The 17,084-nt window shown below is 60.9% G+C and carries 18 protein-coding genes and 1 tRNA gene; 11 read left to right on the top strand and 8 right to left on the bottom strand.

Features of this window, described 5'->3' with window-relative positions:
- The first annotated feature begins 9 nt into the window (after nt 1–9).
- From infB to ACD590_RS22945, 7 genes are all read left to right on the top strand, one after another.
- Nucleotides 10–2,763, top strand: coding sequence for a translation initiation factor IF-2 (gene infB / locus ACD590_RS22975; RefSeq protein WP_018244261.1), 2,754 nt, complete (start codon nt 10–12; stop codon nt 2,761–2,763).
- A 148-nt stretch (nt 2,764–2,911) separates the two neighbouring features.
- The gene (rbfA, locus tag ACD590_RS22970; protein WP_017966457.1) at nt 2,912–3,316 is read left to right on the top strand and encodes a 30S ribosome-binding factor RbfA; all 405 of its coding nucleotides are present in this window, start codon (nt 2,912–2,914) and stop codon (nt 3,314–3,316) included.
- A gap of 13 nt (nt 3,317–3,329) precedes the next feature.
- Entirely contained in the window at nt 3,330–4,262 is a 933-nt protein-coding gene (gene truB / locus ACD590_RS22965) for a tRNA pseudouridine(55) synthase TruB (RefSeq protein WP_439003409.1), read from the top strand.
- A gap of 103 nt (nt 4,263–4,365) precedes the next feature.
- Complete coding sequence (locus ACD590_RS22960; RefSeq protein ID WP_210066697.1) at nt 4,366–5,217, top strand: alpha/beta fold hydrolase; 852 nt, start codon at nt 4,366–4,368, stop codon at nt 5,215–5,217.
- A 151-nt stretch (nt 5,218–5,368) separates the two neighbouring features.
- Nucleotides 5,369–5,638 (top strand): 30S ribosomal protein S15, encoded by a 270-nt coding sequence (gene rpsO / locus ACD590_RS22955; RefSeq protein ID WP_003544317.1) that lies wholly within the window; start codon nt 5,369–5,371, stop codon nt 5,636–5,638.
- A gap of 347 nt (nt 5,639–5,985) precedes the next feature.
- The gene (gene pnp, locus ACD590_RS22950) at nt 5,986–8,124 is read left to right on the top strand and encodes a polyribonucleotide nucleotidyltransferase (protein ID WP_026188572.1); all 2,139 of its coding nucleotides are present in this window, start codon (nt 5,986–5,988) and stop codon (nt 8,122–8,124) included.
- 180 nt (nt 8,125–8,304) lie between these two features.
- A complete protein-coding gene (locus tag ACD590_RS22945) occupies nt 8,305–9,321 on the top strand; it encodes a class I SAM-dependent methyltransferase (protein WP_439003408.1) in 1,017 nt (338 codons plus the stop codon).
- A gap of 93 nt (nt 9,322–9,414) precedes the next feature.
- Here ACD590_RS22945 and fabI read toward each other — a convergent pair whose 3' ends face one another.
- From fabI to fabA, 3 genes are read right to left on the bottom strand one after another with little or no spacing between them, the layout of a single operon-like run.
- Nucleotides 9,415–10,221 carry an enoyl-ACP reductase FabI gene (gene fabI / locus ACD590_RS22940; RefSeq protein WP_018244255.1) on the bottom strand — a complete coding sequence of 269 codons (807 nt, stop codon included), beginning with the start codon at nt 10,219–10,221 and terminating at the stop codon, nt 9,415–9,417.
- Between the two features lie 4 nt (nt 10,222–10,225).
- A complete protein-coding gene (gene fabB, locus ACD590_RS22935) occupies nt 10,226–11,458 on the bottom strand; it encodes a beta-ketoacyl-ACP synthase I (RefSeq protein WP_112905647.1) in 1,233 nt (410 codons plus the stop codon).
- Between the two features lie 45 nt (nt 11,459–11,503).
- Nucleotides 11,504–12,019, bottom strand: coding sequence for a 3-hydroxyacyl-[acyl-carrier-protein] dehydratase FabA (gene fabA / locus ACD590_RS22930; RefSeq protein WP_027682244.1), 516 nt, complete (start codon nt 12,017–12,019; stop codon nt 11,504–11,506).
- Between the two features lie 300 nt (nt 12,020–12,319).
- On the opposite strand from fabA, the gene irrA reads away from it, so the two are divergent.
- The gene (gene irrA / locus ACD590_RS22925; protein WP_003555773.1) at nt 12,320–12,739 is read left to right on the top strand and encodes an iron response transcriptional regulator IrrA; all 420 of its coding nucleotides are present in this window, start codon (nt 12,320–12,322) and stop codon (nt 12,737–12,739) included.
- Nucleotides 12,740–12,831: 92 nt separating this feature from the next.
- On the opposite strand, the gene ACD590_RS22920 is transcribed toward irrA, so the two are convergent.
- Entirely contained in the window at nt 12,832–13,467 is a 636-nt protein-coding gene (locus ACD590_RS22920) for a trimeric intracellular cation channel family protein (RefSeq protein ID WP_064653569.1), read from the bottom strand.
- On the opposite strand from ACD590_RS22920, the gene ACD590_RS22915 reads away from it, so the two are divergent.
- Together ACD590_RS22915 and ACD590_RS22910 are read left to right on the top strand one after the other, a co-directional pair.
- Complete coding sequence (locus tag ACD590_RS22915) at nt 13,466–13,621, top strand: hypothetical protein (protein ID WP_018244250.1); 156 nt, start codon at nt 13,466–13,468, stop codon at nt 13,619–13,621. The two genes, ACD590_RS22920 and ACD590_RS22915, sit on opposite strands and share 2 nt — an antisense overlap.
- Before the next feature lie 196 nt (nt 13,622–13,817).
- Complete coding sequence (locus ACD590_RS22910; RefSeq protein WP_018448035.1) at nt 13,818–14,291, top strand: hypothetical protein; 474 nt, start codon at nt 13,818–13,820, stop codon at nt 14,289–14,291.
- Between the two features lie 97 nt (nt 14,292–14,388).
- Here the strand turns inward: ACD590_RS22910 and ACD590_RS22905 are convergent, their stop codons facing one another.
- Nucleotides 14,389–15,177: a YdcF family protein gene (locus ACD590_RS22905; RefSeq protein WP_112905644.1), complete on the bottom strand. Its 789-nt coding sequence runs from the start codon at nt 15,175–15,177 to the stop codon at nt 14,389–14,391.
- A gap of 68 nt (nt 15,178–15,245) precedes the next feature.
- A complete protein-coding gene (locus tag ACD590_RS22900; RefSeq protein WP_112906701.1) occupies nt 15,246–15,968 on the bottom strand; it encodes a YoaK family protein in 723 nt (240 codons plus the stop codon).
- A gap of 238 nt (nt 15,969–16,206) precedes the next feature.
- Between ACD590_RS22900 and ACD590_RS22895 the strand changes: the two genes are divergently transcribed.
- Nucleotides 16,207–16,443 (top strand): DUF2798 domain-containing protein, encoded by a 237-nt coding sequence (locus tag ACD590_RS22895; RefSeq protein WP_112905643.1) that lies wholly within the window; start codon nt 16,207–16,209, stop codon nt 16,441–16,443.
- Between the two features lie 55 nt (nt 16,444–16,498).
- On the opposite strand, the gene ACD590_RS22890 is transcribed toward ACD590_RS22895, so the two are convergent.
- Both ACD590_RS22890 and ACD590_RS22885 read right to left on the bottom strand, forming a co-directional pair.
- A complete protein-coding gene (locus ACD590_RS22890) occupies nt 16,499–16,738 on the bottom strand; it encodes a GIY-YIG nuclease family protein (protein ID WP_028731870.1) in 240 nt (79 codons plus the stop codon).
- A gap of 120 nt (nt 16,739–16,858) precedes the next feature.
- Nucleotides 16,859–16,934 (bottom strand) — tRNA-Ala (locus tag ACD590_RS22885).
- Nucleotides 16,935–17,084 lie beyond the last annotated feature (150 nt).

Here is a 17,084-nt window from a genome sequence, read left to right as displayed (position 1 = left end):
CGGGAACGAATGACCGATAGTAACGACGACAAGACAATCAGCGTAGCGGGCAAAAAGACACTCACCCTGAAACCATCGGGGATGAGCCAGGGCACCGTTCGCCAGGATATGGGTCGAGGTCGCACCAAGGCGGTCGTCGTCGAGACCCGTAAGCGGCGCCCGATGCGCCCGGAAGATGAAAAGCCGATCACACCCGTCGCTCCGGCGGCCCCCGTCCGCGCAGCCGAACCGGCGCCCGCACCCGTGCAGGCGCGTCCGCAGCAGCCGACGCCGGCTCCGCGGGTTCAGCAGGGCAACAACAACCAGACGAACCAGCGTCCGCCGCAGCAGTCTCACCAGCCGCCGCGCCAGAACGATCGCCCGCGCCCGGTGGTGCTGAACCATCTGTCGCCGGAAGAGATGGACGCCCGCCGCCGCGCGCTTGCCGACTCCCAGGCGCGTGACGCCCAGGATGCGATCCGCCGCGCCGAGGAAGAAAAGCGCCGTGCCGCAGAAGAGGTGATCCGCAAGGCCGCCGAAGCGGAAGAAGCTGCCCGCAGGGCCGCTGAAGAGGCTATCCGGCAGGCTGAGGCACCCGCTGTCGCAGAACCCGCAGTCGCAGAACCGGCTCCGACCGAAGCACGCTCCGACGCGCCACGGCCGCCGCAGCCCGCATCGTCGGCACCTGCTGCACGCCGGTCCGATGCGGCTGGAGCACCTGCTGCCCGTCCGGCACCCGGCGCTGCCGTCCCCGGCGCCGTTCGCGGCCGTCGCGAGGAAAAGGAAGACGACGATCGTGGCGCAGCGCGCGGCGGTCCGGTCCGTGGCCGCGTCGTTCGCCCGGAACCCGCAAAGCCGGTCACGACTCGTCCGAAGACGGATGAAGAGCGCCGTCGCGGCAAGTTGACGATCACCACTGCCAACGTGGACGGCGAGGACAATGCCCGCGGTCGTTCGCTTTCGGCGATGCGTCGCCGGCAGGAGAAGTTCCGCCGTGGTCAGATGCAGGAAACCCGCGAGAAGATCTCCCGCGAGGTGGTTCTGCCCGAGACCATCACCATTCAGGAACTGTCGCAGCGCATGTCCGAACGCGCCGTCGACGTCATCAAGTACCTGATGAAGGAAGGCCAGATGATGAAGCCGGGCGACGTCATTGACGCCGACCTTGCCGAACTCATCGCCGGCGAATTCGGCCATACGGTCAGGCGCGTGTCGGAATCCGACGTCGAACTCGGCATCTTCAACGTGTCCGACGAGGATGGCGAACTGGTTTCGCGCCCGCCGGTCGTTACCATCATGGGCCATGTTGACCACGGCAAGACCTCGCTGCTCGACGCCATCCGCCATGCCAACGTGGTCTCCGGCGAAGCCGGTGGCATCACGCAGCATATCGGCGCCTATCAGGTGGAGCAGAACGGTCAGAAGATCACCTTCATCGATACGCCCGGCCACGCCGCCTTCACGGCAATGCGTGCCCGCGGTGCGCAGGCGACCGACATCGCGATCCTGGTCGTCGCAGCCGACGACAGCGTGATGCCGCAGACGATCGAATCGATCAACCACGCCAAGGCGGCCGGTGTTCCGATCATCGTTGCGATCAACAAGGTCGACAAGCACGAGGCTGATCCGCAGAAGGTCCGTAACCAGCTGCTGCAGCACGAAGTCTTCGTGGAATCCATGGGCGGTGAAGTGCTTGACGTCGAGGTTTCGGCCAAGACCGGCAAGAACCTCGACAAGCTGCTCGAGGCAATCCTGCTGCAGGCGGAAATTCTCGATCTCAAGGCCAATGCGAACCGGACCGCGGAAGGAACGGTTATCGAAGCCCAGCTCGATCGTGGCCGTGGTTCGGTCGCGACCGTGCTCGTCCAGAAGGGCACGCTGCGTCCGGGCCAGATCATCGTCGCAGGCGACGTCTGGGGCCGTGTGCGCGCTCTCGTCACCGACAAGGGCGACCATGTGAAGGAAGCCGGTCCGGCAACGCCGGTCGAGGTTCTCGGTCTGTCCGGTACGCCGCAGGCGGGTGACAAGTTCGCCGTCGTCGAAAGCGAAAGCCGCGCCCGCGAAATCTCGGAATATCGTCAGCGTCTGGCCCGCGACAAGGCGGCTGCCCGCCAGTCGGGACAGCGCGGTTCGCTGGAACAGATGATGATGCAGCGCCAAAGCGTCGGCATCAAGGAGTTCCCGCTGGTCATCAAGGGCGACGTGCAGGGCTCGATCGAAGCGATTGCCGGCGCGCTGGAGAAGCTCGGCACCGACGAAGTCCGCGCCCGCATCGTCCATTCGGGTGCCGGCGGCATCACCGAGTCGGATATCTCGCTCGCCGAAGCCTCGAACGCGGCCATCATCGGCTTCAACGTTCGTGCGAATACGCAGGCACGCCAGTTCGCCGAACGCGAAGGCATCGAAATCCGCTACTACAACATCATCTACGACCTCGTGGATGACGTGAAGGCAGCGATGTCGGGCCTCTTGTCTCCAGAGCGACGCGAAACCTTCATCGGCAACGCCGAGATCCTCGAGGTGTTCAACATCACGAAGGTCGGCAAGGTCGCAGGCTGCCGTGTCGTCGAAGGCAAGGTCGAACGTGGTGCGGGCGTCCGCCTCATCCGCAACGACGTTGTCGTTCACGAAGGCAAGCTCAAGACGCTCAAGCGCTTCAAGGACGAAGTGTCCGAAGTGCCGATGGGTCAGGAATGCGGCATGGCCTTCGAAAACTACGAAGACATGCGCGCCGGCGACGTCATCGAGTGCTTCCGCGTCGAGCATATCACGCGCACGCTCTAAACTGCTGCGCCTGAGCTTTCCGAAAGCCATCCGCCACCGGCGGATGGCTTTCGGGCATCTGCCGCCTTGACCTTTTCGACCAAAAGAGTCATGGACGCTCTCCTTTGACGGGTTCGATTCCCAGCCGCATCGGCAAATAGAGATAACAATGACCAGAGCAACTTCTTCCGCGCCTTCGCAGCGCATGCTGCGCGTTGGCGAACAGGTTCGCGCCGCTATCACCCAGGTGCTGCAGCGCGGCGAAGTGCGTGATGACGTCATCGAAGCGACCGTGATCTCGATCTCGGAAGTGCGCATGTCGCCGGACCTCAAGATCGCTACCGCCTATGTGACGCCGCTCGGCGTTTCAGACCACAGCATCGTCATCGAGGCGTTGAACCGTAATGCAAGGTTCATCCGCGGCCGGCTCGGGCAGCAGCTCCGGCAGATGAAATACATGCCGGAGGTGCGCTTCCGCGACGATACCAGCTTCGACAACTACAAGAAGATCGACGAGCTGCTGCGTTCGCCCGAGGTGAGCCGCGACCTCGACGGCGATAATGACGAACAATAAACAGAAGAGACGCATGTCCAAACCACGCAAACCCAAGGGCCGGCCGATTTCCGGCTGGCTGATCCTCGACAAGCCGGTGGATTTCGGCTCGACGGAAGCCGTTTCCAAGATCAAATGGCTCTACAAGGCGCAGAAGGCCGGTCATGCCGGCACGCTCGATCCGCTCGCCTCCGGCATGCTGCCGATCGCGCTCGGCGATGCGACGAAGACCGTTCCCTACGTGATGGATGGCCGCAAGATCTATGAATTCACGGTGAGCTGGGGCGAGGAGCGCGCGACCGACGATCTCGAGGGCGAAGTGACTGAGAGTTCGGACAAACGCCCGAGCGAACAGCAGATCCGCGATATCCTGCCTCGATATATCGGCACCATCAACCAGGTGCCGCCGCAGTTTTCCGCTATCAAGATATCGGGTGAACGCGCCTATGATCTGGCGCGCGAAGGCGAAACCGTCGAAATCCCCTCACGTGAGGTCGATATCTTCCGGCTGACCTTGCTTGCCTGCCCGGACGCCAATAGCGCACATTTCGAAGTGGAATGCGGCAAGGGCACCTATGTCAGGGCGCTGGCGCGCGATTTCGGCCGCGAACTCGGCTGCTACGGCCATGTGTCCGGGCTGCGGCGCACCTTCGTCGCGCCCTTCGCGGAAGAGGCCATGGTGCCGCTCGCAGATCTCGTGGCACTGGAGGCGATCGAGGATATGGACGAGCGGCTGGCGGCCCTCGACGCGCTGCTGATCGACACCTGCGAAGCGCTATCGGCCCTGCCCCATCTCGTCATCAACGACGACCAGGCGCACCGGCTGAAGATGGGCAACCCGATCCTGGTGCGTGGCCGCGATGCGCCGGTTGCCGAAAGCGAAGCCTATGCGACCGCCCGCGGCAGGCTGATCGCGATCGGCGAGATCGGCCAGGGCGAGTTTCGCCCGAAGCGTGTTTTCGCCTGACCCCACAACGATAGCGATTGTCAGCCGGTAACGATGCGATATCTTCCCTGTCGGGCCGCCATAGCGGCCCGAGGGGCCATGGTGGCCCGACAGGAGAAAGAATATGCGCGTAACTGCTATCGGAATACTGACGTTCTTTTCGATGTTCCTGACCGTGGCCAACGCTCGATCCGCCGAGCGCTGGGCCGAGCTCCCGGCCTTTCCTTCGATGCCGGCGGCAAAGACGAGCGGCATGGCCGAAGTGAACGACATCAAGATGTATTACGCCGAATACGGCGAAGGCGACCCCATCCTGTTCATTCACGGCGGACTTGGAAATGCCGAGGTCTGGGCTCATCAGGTCGCCGATTTTGCCAAGGACCACCTGGTCATCGTTGCCGACAGCCGCGGCCATGGACGCTCGACGCGCAGCCAGCAGCCCTTCGGTTACGACCTGATGACATCGGATTATGTGGCACTTCTCGACTATCTGAAGATCGACAAGGTGACGCTTGTCGGATGGTCGGACGGTGGCATCATCGGCATCGACATGGCGATGAAACATCCGGAGAAGCTGACGCGGGTCATTGCCCAGGCAGCCAATGTCACGACAGAGGGCGTCAAGCCAGACGTGTTGAACGACAAGGTCTTCAACGACTACATCAACGTCGCCGGCGAATATTACAGGAAGCTGTCGCCGACGCCGAACGAATACGACGCCTTCGTCAAGCAGATATCCGAAATGTGGGCAACCCAGCCGGCCTGGACGGCCGCCGATCTTGGCAAGATCTCGGTGCCGGTCACACTTGCCATCGGCGATCATGATGAAGCCGTAAAGCTCGACCATACGGAAATGATGGCAAAACAGATTCCGGGCGCTAAACTCGTCATCCTGAAAGATGTGAGCCATTTCGCCATGCTGCAGGATCCTTCAGCCTATGACGGGATGATCCGGGGCGCCATGGCGGGCCGTTGAAGCCGCCAAGGACGACCCCTCTTTCCATCGATCCATATTTGGTTTATAGGCAGCGCCAGCATCGGGTACGCCCGTTTGCATTCACGGCCAAAGCTGGACGACATCCCGGCTTTTGGCGACTCTATCTCCTCCTCTTAGAAAGGATCACCCGATGTCGATCACTGCTGAGCGCAAGTCTGCGCTGATCAAGGAATATGCGACCGTTGAAGGCGATACCGGTTCTCCGGAAGTCCAGGTCGCGATCCTGACCGAACGCATCAATAACCTGACCGAACACTTCAAGGACCACAAGAAGGATAACCATTCCCGCCGTGGCCTGCTGACGATGGTTTCGAGCCGCCGCTCGCTTCTTGATTATCTCAAGAAGAAGGATGAAGGCCGCTATTCCAAGCTGATCACCAGCCTGGGTATCCGCCGCTAAGATTATCCGGCGGGCGCTTTCCAAGCGTCCGCCGGATGTGTTTCGGGACACGGCTCCCGATGAAATGTTCCAGCCGCGCCCTATTTTACGCGGTGGAAAGACCGGTAGACCCGGATGGGCCGGATCTGCCAAACCAACCGTTGACCTGTCATGGGGCAGGATTGCCGGATGCTTTCGGCCAAGGCTTATCAATGAGCTTTGGCCCGGTTTCTCAAGAACTCCTGAGGAAGCCGAGGATGAAAAGCCTCCCGTTGTCTTGCCCGTGATACGTCACATTGATTGCGGTCGACTGTGCGCTGCGCCTTGATATCGGCGATGGCGCGTGCTCCCGCATTGAAGGACAAGAGATGTTTGATACACACACAGTGGAAATCGAGTGGGCCGGCCGCCCGCTGAAGCTCGAAACCGGCAAGATCGCCCGTCAGGCCGACGGCGCGGTTCTCGCCACCTACGGCGAAACCGTCGTTCTCGCCACCGTCGTCTCGGCCAAGTCGCCGAAGCCCGGCCAGGACTTCTTTCCGCTCACCGTCAACTACCAGGAAAAGACCTACGCTGCCGGCAAGATCCCCGGCGGCTATTTCAAGCGCGAAGGCCGCCCGAGCGAGAACGAGACCCTCGTTTCCCGCCTGATCGACCGCCCGATCCGCCCGCTCTTCCCGGAAGGCTACAAGAACGACACGCAGGTCGTCGTCACCGTCATCCAGCACGACCTTGAAAACAATCCCGACGTGCTGTCGATGGTTGCCACCTCGGCAGCGCTGACGCTGTCCGGCGTTCCCTTCATGGGCCCGGTCGGCGGTGCGCGCGTCGGCTACATCAACGGTGAATACGTTCTCAACCCGCATCTCGACGAGATGGACGAATCGAGCCTCGACCTCGTCGTCGCCGGCACCTACGACGCCGTGCTGATGGTGGAATCCGAAGCCAAGGAACTCAACGAAGACGTCATGCTCGGTGCCGTCATGTTCGGCCACAAGGGCTTCCAGCCGGTTCTCGACGCGATCATCAAGCTCGCCGAAGTTGCCGCCAAGGAGCCGCGCGACTTCCAGCCGGAAGACTACTCCGCTCTCGAAAGCGAGATGCTCGGCCTTGCCGAAGGTGAACTTCGCGAAGCCTACAAGATCACCCAGAAGGCCGACCGCTACGCCGCCGTCGACGCCGTCAAGGCGAAGGTGAAGGCACACTTCCTCCCCGAGGAAGGCGACGCCAGGTACACGGCCGAAGAAGTCGGCGCGATCTTCAAGCACCTGCAGGCAAAGATCGTCCGCTGGAACATTCTCGACACCAAGAGCCGCATCGACGGCCGCGACCTCGAAACCGTTCGTCCGATCGTTTCGGAAGTCGGTCTTCTGCCGCGTACGCACGGTTCGGCGCTGTTCACCCGCGGTGAAACGCAGGCGATCGTCGTTGCCACGCTCGGCACCGGCGAAGATGAGCAGTATGTCGACAGCCTGACGGGCATGTACAAGGAGCGCTTCCTGCTCCATTACAACTTCCCTCCCTACTCGGTTGGCGAGACCGGCCGCATGGGCTCCCCGGGTCGCCGCGAAATCGGCCACGGCAAGCTCGCATGGCGCGCGATCCGTCCGATGCTGCCGACCGTCGAGCAGTTCCCCTACACGCTGCGCGTCGTCTCCGAGATCACCGAGTCGAATGGCTCGTCCTCGATGGCGACTGTCTGCGGTACCTCGCTCGCTCTGATGGACGCCGGCGTTCCGCTGGCAAAGCCGGTGGCCGGTATCGCCATGGGTCTGATCCTGGAAGGCGATCGCTTCGCTGTCCTCTCCGACATTCTCGGTGACGAAGACCACCTCGGCGACATGGACTTCAAGGTCGCCGGTACCGCCGACGGCATCACCTCGCTGCAGATGGACATCAAGATCGCCGGTATCACCGAAGAGATCATGAAGGTCGCCCTTGGCCAGGCCCAAGGCGGTCGTGCCCACATCCTCGGCGAAATGTCCAAGGCCATTACCGAAAGCCGCGGCCAGCTCGGTGAATTCGCTCCGCGCATCGAAGTCATGAACATCCCGGTCGACAAGATCCGCGAAGTCATCGGCTCCGGCGGCAAGGTCATTCGCGAAATCGTCGAAAAGACCGGCGCGAAGATCAACATCGAGGACGACGGCACCGTCAAGATCGCTTCGTCCTCCGGCAAGGAGATCGAAGCGGCCCGCAAGTGGATCCACTCGATCGTCGCCGAGCCTGAGATCGGCCAGGTCTACGAAGGCACGGTCGTCAAGACCGCCGACTTCGGCGCCTTCGTCAACTTCTTCGGCGCCCGCGACGGTCTCGTCCACATCTCGCAGCTCGCTTCCGAGCGTGTTGCCAAGACGCAGGACGTCGTCAAGGAAGGCGACAAGGTCTGGGTCAAGCTGCTCGGCTTCGACGAACGCGGCAAGGTTCGCCTGTCGATGAAGGTCGTCGACCAGGCCACCGGCCAGGAAATCCCGAACGAGAAGAAGAAGGAAGAAGCGGCCGAATAAGCCGCCTTCCAAATTTAATATCGGGCGCGGGAATGCTTCCGCGCCCTTTTTTGTATCCTAAAGCGTGGCGCGATCTTTCAGATTCGCTTGCCACACTTTAGGTCCTTGGTTTTGCGCATGTCGTGATCGCAAAACCGCTGAACACTTTTGCGCGACATGCTTTAAGACGAGACGAGGCCCATGAGCAGCGAGACGCTGAAGACCCTGTTCCATCCCTTTGCCAGCGGCACAGTCGAGGCGCCCGGCGAGGGCGAGCGCGTGCTCTTCCTCGGCGCCGAGGCAGGCTTTGCGCTGCCGGAAGGCTTTGCCGCCTCGCTCAGCGCCGTCCAGGGCTTCCGGCCACTCTATCGGCAACTGCTGGCGCAGCGCATCGAAGCAAAGCCGGAGATCGACGGCGAGGACTACGATGCGGCTCTGGTGCTCTGCACCAAGCACAAGGGTAAGAACGAGGGCAATCTCGCCGCCGCTATTGCCCGCACACGGGTCGGCGGCCTGATCGTCGTTGCCGGCGCGAAGGAAGACGGCATCCAGCCGCTGCGCAAGCGGATGGAAGGTTTCAATCTCGCAGTCGACCATATGCCGAAATATCACGGCGTCGCCTTCTGGTTCGGCCGGCCGGCGGATGCCGATGAGATTGTCTCCAAGCTGGCAAAGGCGCCGGTGCACGTCGACGGCCGTTTCAATGCAACCGCCGGCATGTTCTCGCATGACCGCATCGATGCCGGATCGGAACTGCTGGCCTCGCGCCTACCGCAGGATTTCACCGGCGACGTTGCGGATTTTGGCGCCGGATGGGGCTATCTCTCGGTCGAGCTGGCCCAGAAGTCGCGTGGACTGACGCGCCTCGACCTCTACGAGGCCGATCACGCGGCTCTTGAGGCTGCCAGGGATAATCTGGCGGAGAACTGCCCGAACGCGCCTGCGCGCTTCTACTGGCACGATCTGGCGGGTGAGCCGGTCAAGGACAAATACGATCTCGTCATCATGAACCCGCCCTTCCATGAGGGGCACGCAGCCGAGCCGGCACTCGGCCAGGCAATGATCAAGACTGCCGCGTCCGCCCTTCGCGGCGGCGGCCGCCTGATGCTCGTCGCCAATCGCGGCCTGCCTTACGAACCGGTTCTGGCGGCGAATTTCAGGGAAAGCGGCGAAACCTGCCGCAACGCCCGCTTCAAGGTGCTGTGGGCGAAGAAATAGGGCTCAAGCAGCCTCGATCCGATCACTCTTATCGATAGAAAAAGGCCGTGCGCATCATCTGCGCACGGCCTTTGAGTTTCGATCGAATGGTGTTTATTCGACGTCCGCTTTGCGCAGCGTTTCCAGCGTCGGCATGGAGGTGACGTTGAAGCCGGCGTCGACGAAGTGGATTTCGCCGGTGACGCCGGAGGAAAGGTCGGAGAGCAGGTAGAGAGCCGAGTTGCCGACCTGATCGATGGTCACAGTCTTGCGCAGCGGTGCATTGCGCTGGTTCCAGGAGAGGATCGCGCGCGCATCCGAGATGCCGGCGCCGGCAAGCGTACGGATCGGGCCGGCGGAAATGGCATTGACGCGGATTCCGCGCGGGCCGTAGTCGGCGGCGAGATAGCGCACCGAAGCCTCGAGCGCAGCCTTGGCAACCCCCATGACGTTGTAATTCGGGATGACGCGCGTCGAGCCATTGTAGGTCAGCGTCAGCATCGCACCGCCATCTTCCATCAACGGAGCGCAGCGCTTGGCGATCTCGGTGAAGGAGAAACAGGAAATGACCATTGTGCGGCTGAAATTCTCACGCGTCGTATCGGCGTAGAGACCCTTGAGCTCATTCTTGTCGGAAAAGCCGATGGCATGGACGATGAAATCGAGCTTGCCCCAGCGCTCCTTGATCGCGTCGACCACGGCATCGACCGAGGCGGTGTCCTCGACGTCGCAGGGCAGCACGAAATCCGAGCTGACCTCGGCAGCAAGCGGCTTGACGCGCTTGCCGAGCGCATCGCCCTGATAGGTGAAGGCGAGTTCCGCACCCTGTGCGGCGAGAGCTTTTGAAATCCCCCAGGCGATCGAGTGGTTGTTGGCGACGCCCATGATGAGCCCGCGCTTACCCTGCATAATTCCCGTCATATTATTATCCGTTATAGCGCTGGAAGACGAGCGTGGCGTTGGTGCCGCCGAAGCCGAAGGAATTGGAGAGGGCAATGTCGATCTTGGCGTCGTCGATGCGCTTGCGGACGATCGGGACACCTTCGAATTCGGGATCAAGCTCGGTGATATGAGCGCTTTCGCCAATGAAGCCTTGCTGCATCATCAGCAGGGAATAGATCGATTCCTGCACGCCGGCAGCGCCAAGCGAATGGCCGGTCAGCGACTTGGTCGACTGGACATGCGGAATCTTCGAGCCGAATACCTCGCGGATGGCGCCGATTTCCTTGCTGTCGCCGACCGGCGTCGACGTGCCGTGGGTGTTGATATAGTCGACGTCACCTTTGACGGTGGCGAGCGCCTGGCGCATGCAGCGGATAGCGCCCTCGCCCGAGGGGGCAACCATGTCGTAGCCGTCCGAGGTTGCGCCGTAGCCGACGATTTCGGCATAGATCTTTGCACCGCGGGCCTTGGCACGCTCCAGCTCCTCGAGCACCAGCACGCCGGCGCCGCCGGCGATGACGAAACCGTCGCGGTTGACGTCATAGGCGCGCGAAGCGCTGTCCGGCGTGTCGTTATATTTGGAGGACATGGCGCCCATGGCGTCGAAGAGATTGGACATCGTCCAGTCGAGGTCCTCGTGGCCGCCAGCGAACATCACGTCCTGCTTGCCCCACTGGATCATCTCGGCGGCGTTGCCGATGCAATGCGCCGACGTCGAGCAGGCCGACGAGATCGAATAATTGACGCCGTGGATCTTGAACCAGGTGGCGAGTGTGGCCGATGCGGTCGAGGACATCGCCTTCGGCACGGCGAAGGGGCCGATGCGCTTCGGGCTGTTGTTCTTCACAGTGATTTCGGCAGCCTCGATGAGGGTGCGGGTGGACGGGCCGCCGGAGCCCATGATGATCCCGGTGCGTTCGTTCTGAGCGTAGTCTTTCTCTTCCAGGCCGGAATCGGCAAGTGCCTGTTTCATGGCGACATGGTTCCAGGCACCGCCCTGCGACAGGAAGCGCATGGCGCGGCGGTCGACCAGTTCGGCAAGTTCCGCCGAACCGAGCTTCGGACTGCCCCAAACCTGGCACTTGAATCCATGTTCGGCGAAATCGCTCGAAAAGGAGATACCCGACTTTGCCTGCCGCAAGGATTCGGTGACTTCGGCCGCGTCGTTTCCGATCGAGGACACGACACCCAGACCTGTGACAACTACCCGTCTCATCTGATCAAACCTTTGTTGTTTTCGTCAGCCGCTCGAAATGCGGTTTCAGGCCGTCTTGTCTTTCGATAGACCGACGCGAAGGTCGGCCGCCTGGTATATGGTCTCGCCATCCGCCTTCAGCCAGCCGTCAGCCGTGCCGAGGACCAGACGGCCGCGCATGACACGCTTGAAGTCGATGCCATATTCGATCAGCTTCGTCTGTGGCCGGACCATGCCCTTGAATTTCACTTCGCCTGTTGAAAGCGCCATGCCACGGCCTGCCTCGCCGAGCCAACCCAGAAAGAAACCGGTCAGCTGCCACATGCCGTCGAGACCGAGGCAGCCTGGCATGATCGGATTGCCTTCGAAATGGCAGGGAAAATACCAGTCGTCGGGGCGAACGTCATATTCGGCCCGGAGGTAGCCCTTATCGAAGGTGCCGCCCGTTTCGGAAATATCCGTGATGCGGTGAACCATCAGCATAGGCGGCAGGGGCAGCTGCGCATTGCCGGGGCCGAAGAGCTCGCCATGGGCGCAAGCAATGAGTTCTTCATACGAGAAGCTGGACTGTCTGGTCGTCATAAAGTTTCTTTTCCCCCCGCATCAAGCCGATGGATGTGAACGTGTAGTCCAAGTTCTTCAGAAAATGAAGCACAAGCAAGGCAGCTTCATTCATCTCCCCGGACCAGGCTTGCGCCATTATTTGGTGGTCGCATACAGGAAGGCTAGGGCCGGGACCAGACCTATTTGCGTCAAAAGCCCGTTTTTGCCGCGTTTATCAGGCTCGTGTCCCCATTGAACTATTGAAAGGCTCCGATGCAAAAGTTATACCCCTTAAAGAAACATGATTGCTTTATGCCAGAATAACCGGAGTTGGTTTTGATGACGGGTGCACTCCCGATCGCAATAGAGGTAAGGCTGCGCGGTGCGGGCCTGCGCCCTACTCGCCAGCGTGTCGCGCTTGGCGACCTCCTGTTTGCCAAGGGCGACCGGCATTTGACCGTCGAGGAACTGCATGAGGAGGCTGTTGCCGCCGGTGTGCCAGTGTCGTTGGCAACCGTCTACAACACGCTGCATCAGTTCACGGAAGCCGGTCTCATCCGGGTTCTCGCCGTCGAGAGCGCCAAGACCTATTTCGACACCAATGTTTCCGACCATCACCATTTCTTCGTCGAAGGCGAAAACGAGGTGCTCGACATTCCCGTCAGCAACCTGACGATCGCCAATCTGCCGGAACCGCCTGAAGGCATGGAGATCGCCCATGTCGACGTGGTGATCCGCCTGCGCGCGAAGCAGGGCTGACGACACCTCTAAAGCGCGTCGCGCCGGATCGGCTTTTATGTATGTCGGTGTCCCAAAACCGCTGCGCACTTTTGGGCGACATGCATTAGGCTTCACATGACATCGTCCGGATGCCGGCCAGGCTTGTGCCTGTAGGTCGGGAAGGTCCAGCCGAACCACAGGGCTCCACCGCGCACCGCAAAGGCCGCCACGACGCCGCAGGCAGACGCCAGATAAAGCTGCATTCCGAGCGCATTGGCGAGCGTGAAGACGCCGGCACCGATGAGGGCTGCGGTCACGTAGATTTCCGGCCTCAACAACACCGAAGGCTCGTTTGCCATCAGATCGCGCAGGATGCCGCCAAACGTCGCCGTCAGCGTGCCGGTGACGATCGCGATGGTCGGCGAGCCGGTGGCGGCGAGGCCCTTGGCGGCGCCGATCACGCAATAGGCGGCAAGGCCGATCGCATCCAGCCAGATCAGCAGGCGATAGCGCGATTCCAGCAGATGGGCGGTGAAGAAAACAATGACGCCCACGATGCAGCAGACTAGGATATAGGCCGGGTTCAGAACCCAGAAGACCGGCACGCGGCCGAGCACGATATCGCGCACCGTGCCGCCGCCCGTTCCCGTCACCATGGCGAAAAACAGAAAACCGATCAGGTCCAGCTGCTTGCGCGAGGCGGCGAGCGCGCCCGTCGCGGCAAACAGCGCAATGCCGGCATAATCGAGATAGACGAGCAAGGACATGCGAACCTCGGAACCGGCAGAAGTTTCAGAGCATGATGCCGAAAAGTGTCAGCGGTTTTCGGACGACATCATGCTCTACCTGTTCTCGGGAAAGAACCACGGCGGCAAGGGCGGCGCAAGGCGGCGGCGTCATAAAGCGAAGGTCTTTATTTGATGCATGTCGTTGTCCCAAAACCGCTGCACACTTCTAGACGACATGCATTAGAACAGGATGATTTTAGGCCGGGTCGACCAAAAATCTGAATCCTGTTCTAAATTATATAGTTAGAGCATGATGTCGTCCGAAAACCGCTCACACTTTTCGGCATCATGCCCTAGGCTACAGAGCCTTTATCCAAAAGAGGAAAGCCGTGAAAACGCTGGTGCTCGCCGTTCTGAATATCGTCCTGCTGCTTGTCATGCCGGCTGTCGCCTTCGGCCAGCAATCGCTGATTTCCGATCCTGAGATCTACGAGAAGAAACACTTCCAGGAGCAGTGCAAGACGGCCGAATTTGCCGACGGCTTCATCATCCGGCAGGACATCAACAATGACGGCCTGATCGACGCCGTGGTCAACGAGGGCCAGCTGACCTGTGACGGGCAGAAGGGGCCGCAATGCAATGACGACGGCTGTACCTATAATTTCTACCTGCAGGTTGCCGAAGGCGGTTATTTCATGATCGCGACGGCGCAGATCTATGGCTACGATTTCGTCCAGCGCTTCGGCAACATGGTGCTGGCGATGAAGATGCATCCGCGTTTCTGCGACCGCACCGAAGGTGATCCCTGCATCGTGACGGCCCGCGTCCGCGGCACGAAATTCGTCACCATCTCGAAGAAATAGCTTAGCGCAAGACCCGAAATCGGAATCGATTTTCGAGTCATTCGCAAATTCAAAGTGATAGAGCGTCCTTGGCGCGTCCTGTTGGACGCGCGGCGCTCTATTGCGGATAAAGTTCCGACGTGCGGCCAGCGAGATAATAGCCGACCAGGCCGTACCATTCGCGGATTGCCGTCGCCAGGTTCTGCGCGTTGAGGTTCGGCTGAGTGAAATCGAGCCCGAGCCTCACCTGGCCGTCGGTGCGATAATCGGTCGGCCAGGGCGCGATATCGATGCCGAGCTTGCGGAAGATGCCGACGGACCGCGGCATGTGGAAACCCGAGGTGATCAGCAGGCAATTGGAAAGCCCCTGGCTTGCCAGGAATTCCTTGGTGTTAACGGCATTTTCGAAGGTCGTGCGCGATTGCCTCTCTTCGATCAGGCGATCCCTGTCGACGCCGAAGAGCGGGAAGAACCGCTCGGATGCCGCCGCATCGCCTTCATAGATGCCCGAAATGGAGCCGTCGCCGCCCGATACCAGAATGCGCGACTGCGGAAATTTCTGCGCAAGCCGCAAGGCTTCGATGAAGCGGTCGGCCCCGCCGTTGAATTCTATGCCGTGGCGCGCCGTGTTCACCTCATTTTCGAAGGCGCCGCCGAGCACGATCATGCATTGCAGGCTACCCGGATCAGCGGCGGGCTTTGCGAAGCGCTGCTCGAGACCCTGCATCAGAAGGTTGCCGGCCGTGGTGTAGAGCGTGACGAAAAGGATGAGGGCCGCACCCGTTGCGCCGAGGATACTTAAGGTACGCCAACGCAGAAGACCGACAAGCACGGCAAAGAAGACGAGGAAGAATGCCAGCGACAGCGGCTGAGCGAAAATCCAGACAAGCTTCGAAATCAGGAACAAGACCCACTCCTTGGGGATTGGCGGCGGTCCTTTCTATCCGATTCGACGGTAACAGGAATGCGACGGTTCTATTTCACGCGCGCAGCGGCCGATCGATGTGGCGCTATCTTCTGGTTGAAGCGCCGCTGAAGCGGCCGCGGGATGAGCATGGCAGCAAGTGCAAGCACCATGGCGAAGAGGGAGACCAGCCACAGTGCATGCGCGCCCGTCAGCCGCGTCAGGACGGCGCCGACGATCGCGCCAAGCATCATGCCCCCCCAGGGCACAATCTGGATCGTCCATTCGATATGGCGGTCGCCGATGATCCAGCGGCCGATGCCGCGGCCGAAGCGCGACAGGGCGCCGGTCACATAGGTTAGGCCGATCGGCAGGCCTTCGATGTGTTCGACGGCAGCGTTCACCATGCCCATGGAAAAAACGATCATGTAGAACCGCGCGAACAGCATGTTCTGCACCGTCATCATCGAGGCGAGCGCCAGGACGAGACCGACGCAGCCGAGCACCACGAAGATGCGGCGCTCGGAGACATGAGCGATGACGACCCCAGCCGCATTGCCAAGCACGAAAACGACGATGGCGGAGATCAGGACCGCCGCGTGATAAAGATTGCCCTCACTCAAGGCCAGTGCCGCCCGCGTCGTGTTGCCTGTCATGAAGGAGACGAAATCGCCGGTCAGCAGAAGACCGGTCGCATCGGTCATGCCAGCCAGAAACGAGATCGAGCCGACGAGGGCGAGCCCGGTCAGGGTTCGTCGGGTCCGGATGATGCGACGGCGTCTTGATCTGGTCATTGGCTGAGGGTCCTGGAGCCGAATCACTGAGATTCCAGCAACGAACATACATCCTCTCATTGAGGAATTGGCAAAGGCGGTCGGAAGCGGATGGGAGCGGACTTGAACGGCAGCACATTTTCGGCCATAGAAACGGCGTTGCTTTAGATCGAAGCTCCGTAAGCGTTTACGTCAATCAACGCGCAACCCGCCGATCGGCGCTGCGCAATTGTCTGATCGGCACCTTACGGAGATCAAAATGCCCAAAGGCAAACTCCCCAAACGTTACAATACGGTGGTCATGCCGCTCATCCTCTCGCTGTTGATGACCTCAGTCGTCTCGGCGATCAGCATCGTGAGAGCACAAGGCCTGACCGCGCCTGCCCTTGCCATGTGGCCCTCCGCATGGGCGCTCTCCTGGGCGATCGCCTTTCCCGTCCTGCTATTGGTGCTGCCGGTGGTCAAGCGGGTGACGGCTGTTATCGTCGAGATGTGAGCGCAAGGCGCCGGCGGGCTGCGCAGGCGGCCTGCCGGAGTTGCGGTCGGGGCAGTTAGAGTCTTTTCTTTGCGAATGCCCTGCCCGACGCCGACTTCAGATATTTCTCGAAAGCAAAGGCCTGCGCTTCATCGGAAAAAGCGACATAGGTCTTGAGAGACCAAGGGACGTATTTCGAGGTATGAGAGACCTCCCCGGCGTTGTGCTTCGCCAGGCGCGACTTCAGGTCACTCGTCACGCCAACGTAATAACGATCCGGAAATTCGACACTCTGGAGAATGTAGACATACTTCATGGAAGGATCATAGCCCGCCTATGTTGCTTCGCAACTTCGGCGCGGCAGCCTCCGCTTCCTTCTCGCCCTCGTCCGGTCAAGCCTTTCGGCTTGCCGAGCCGAAGCTCGAAGAGCGTAGGCTGGTGGAGCTAAGCGGGATCGAACCGCTGACCTCTTGCATGCCATGCAAGCGCTCTCCCAGCTGAGCTATAGCCCCATCAAGGTGGTCCGGCTCGAGGCCGGTCCTGGGATACTCCTCAAGGCGTGCCCTGCGGAGTGGCGGCTTATTACTTCCGGTTTTCAGAGATAGCAAGCCTAAAAAAATGCGGCCCGGAGAATTTTTTCCTCGCCGGGCCGAAATGCAGTC

Origin of the sequence: Rhizobium sp. 862_C5_N1_2, from assembly GCF_051811205.1 — a bacterium.
Taxonomy (GTDB): Bacteria; Pseudomonadota; Alphaproteobacteria; order Rhizobiales; family Rhizobiaceae; genus Rhizobium; species Rhizobium leguminosarum.
The sequence above is the reverse complement of the archived record's forward strand: the minus strand, read 5'-3'. Positions and strand labels throughout refer to the sequence as shown.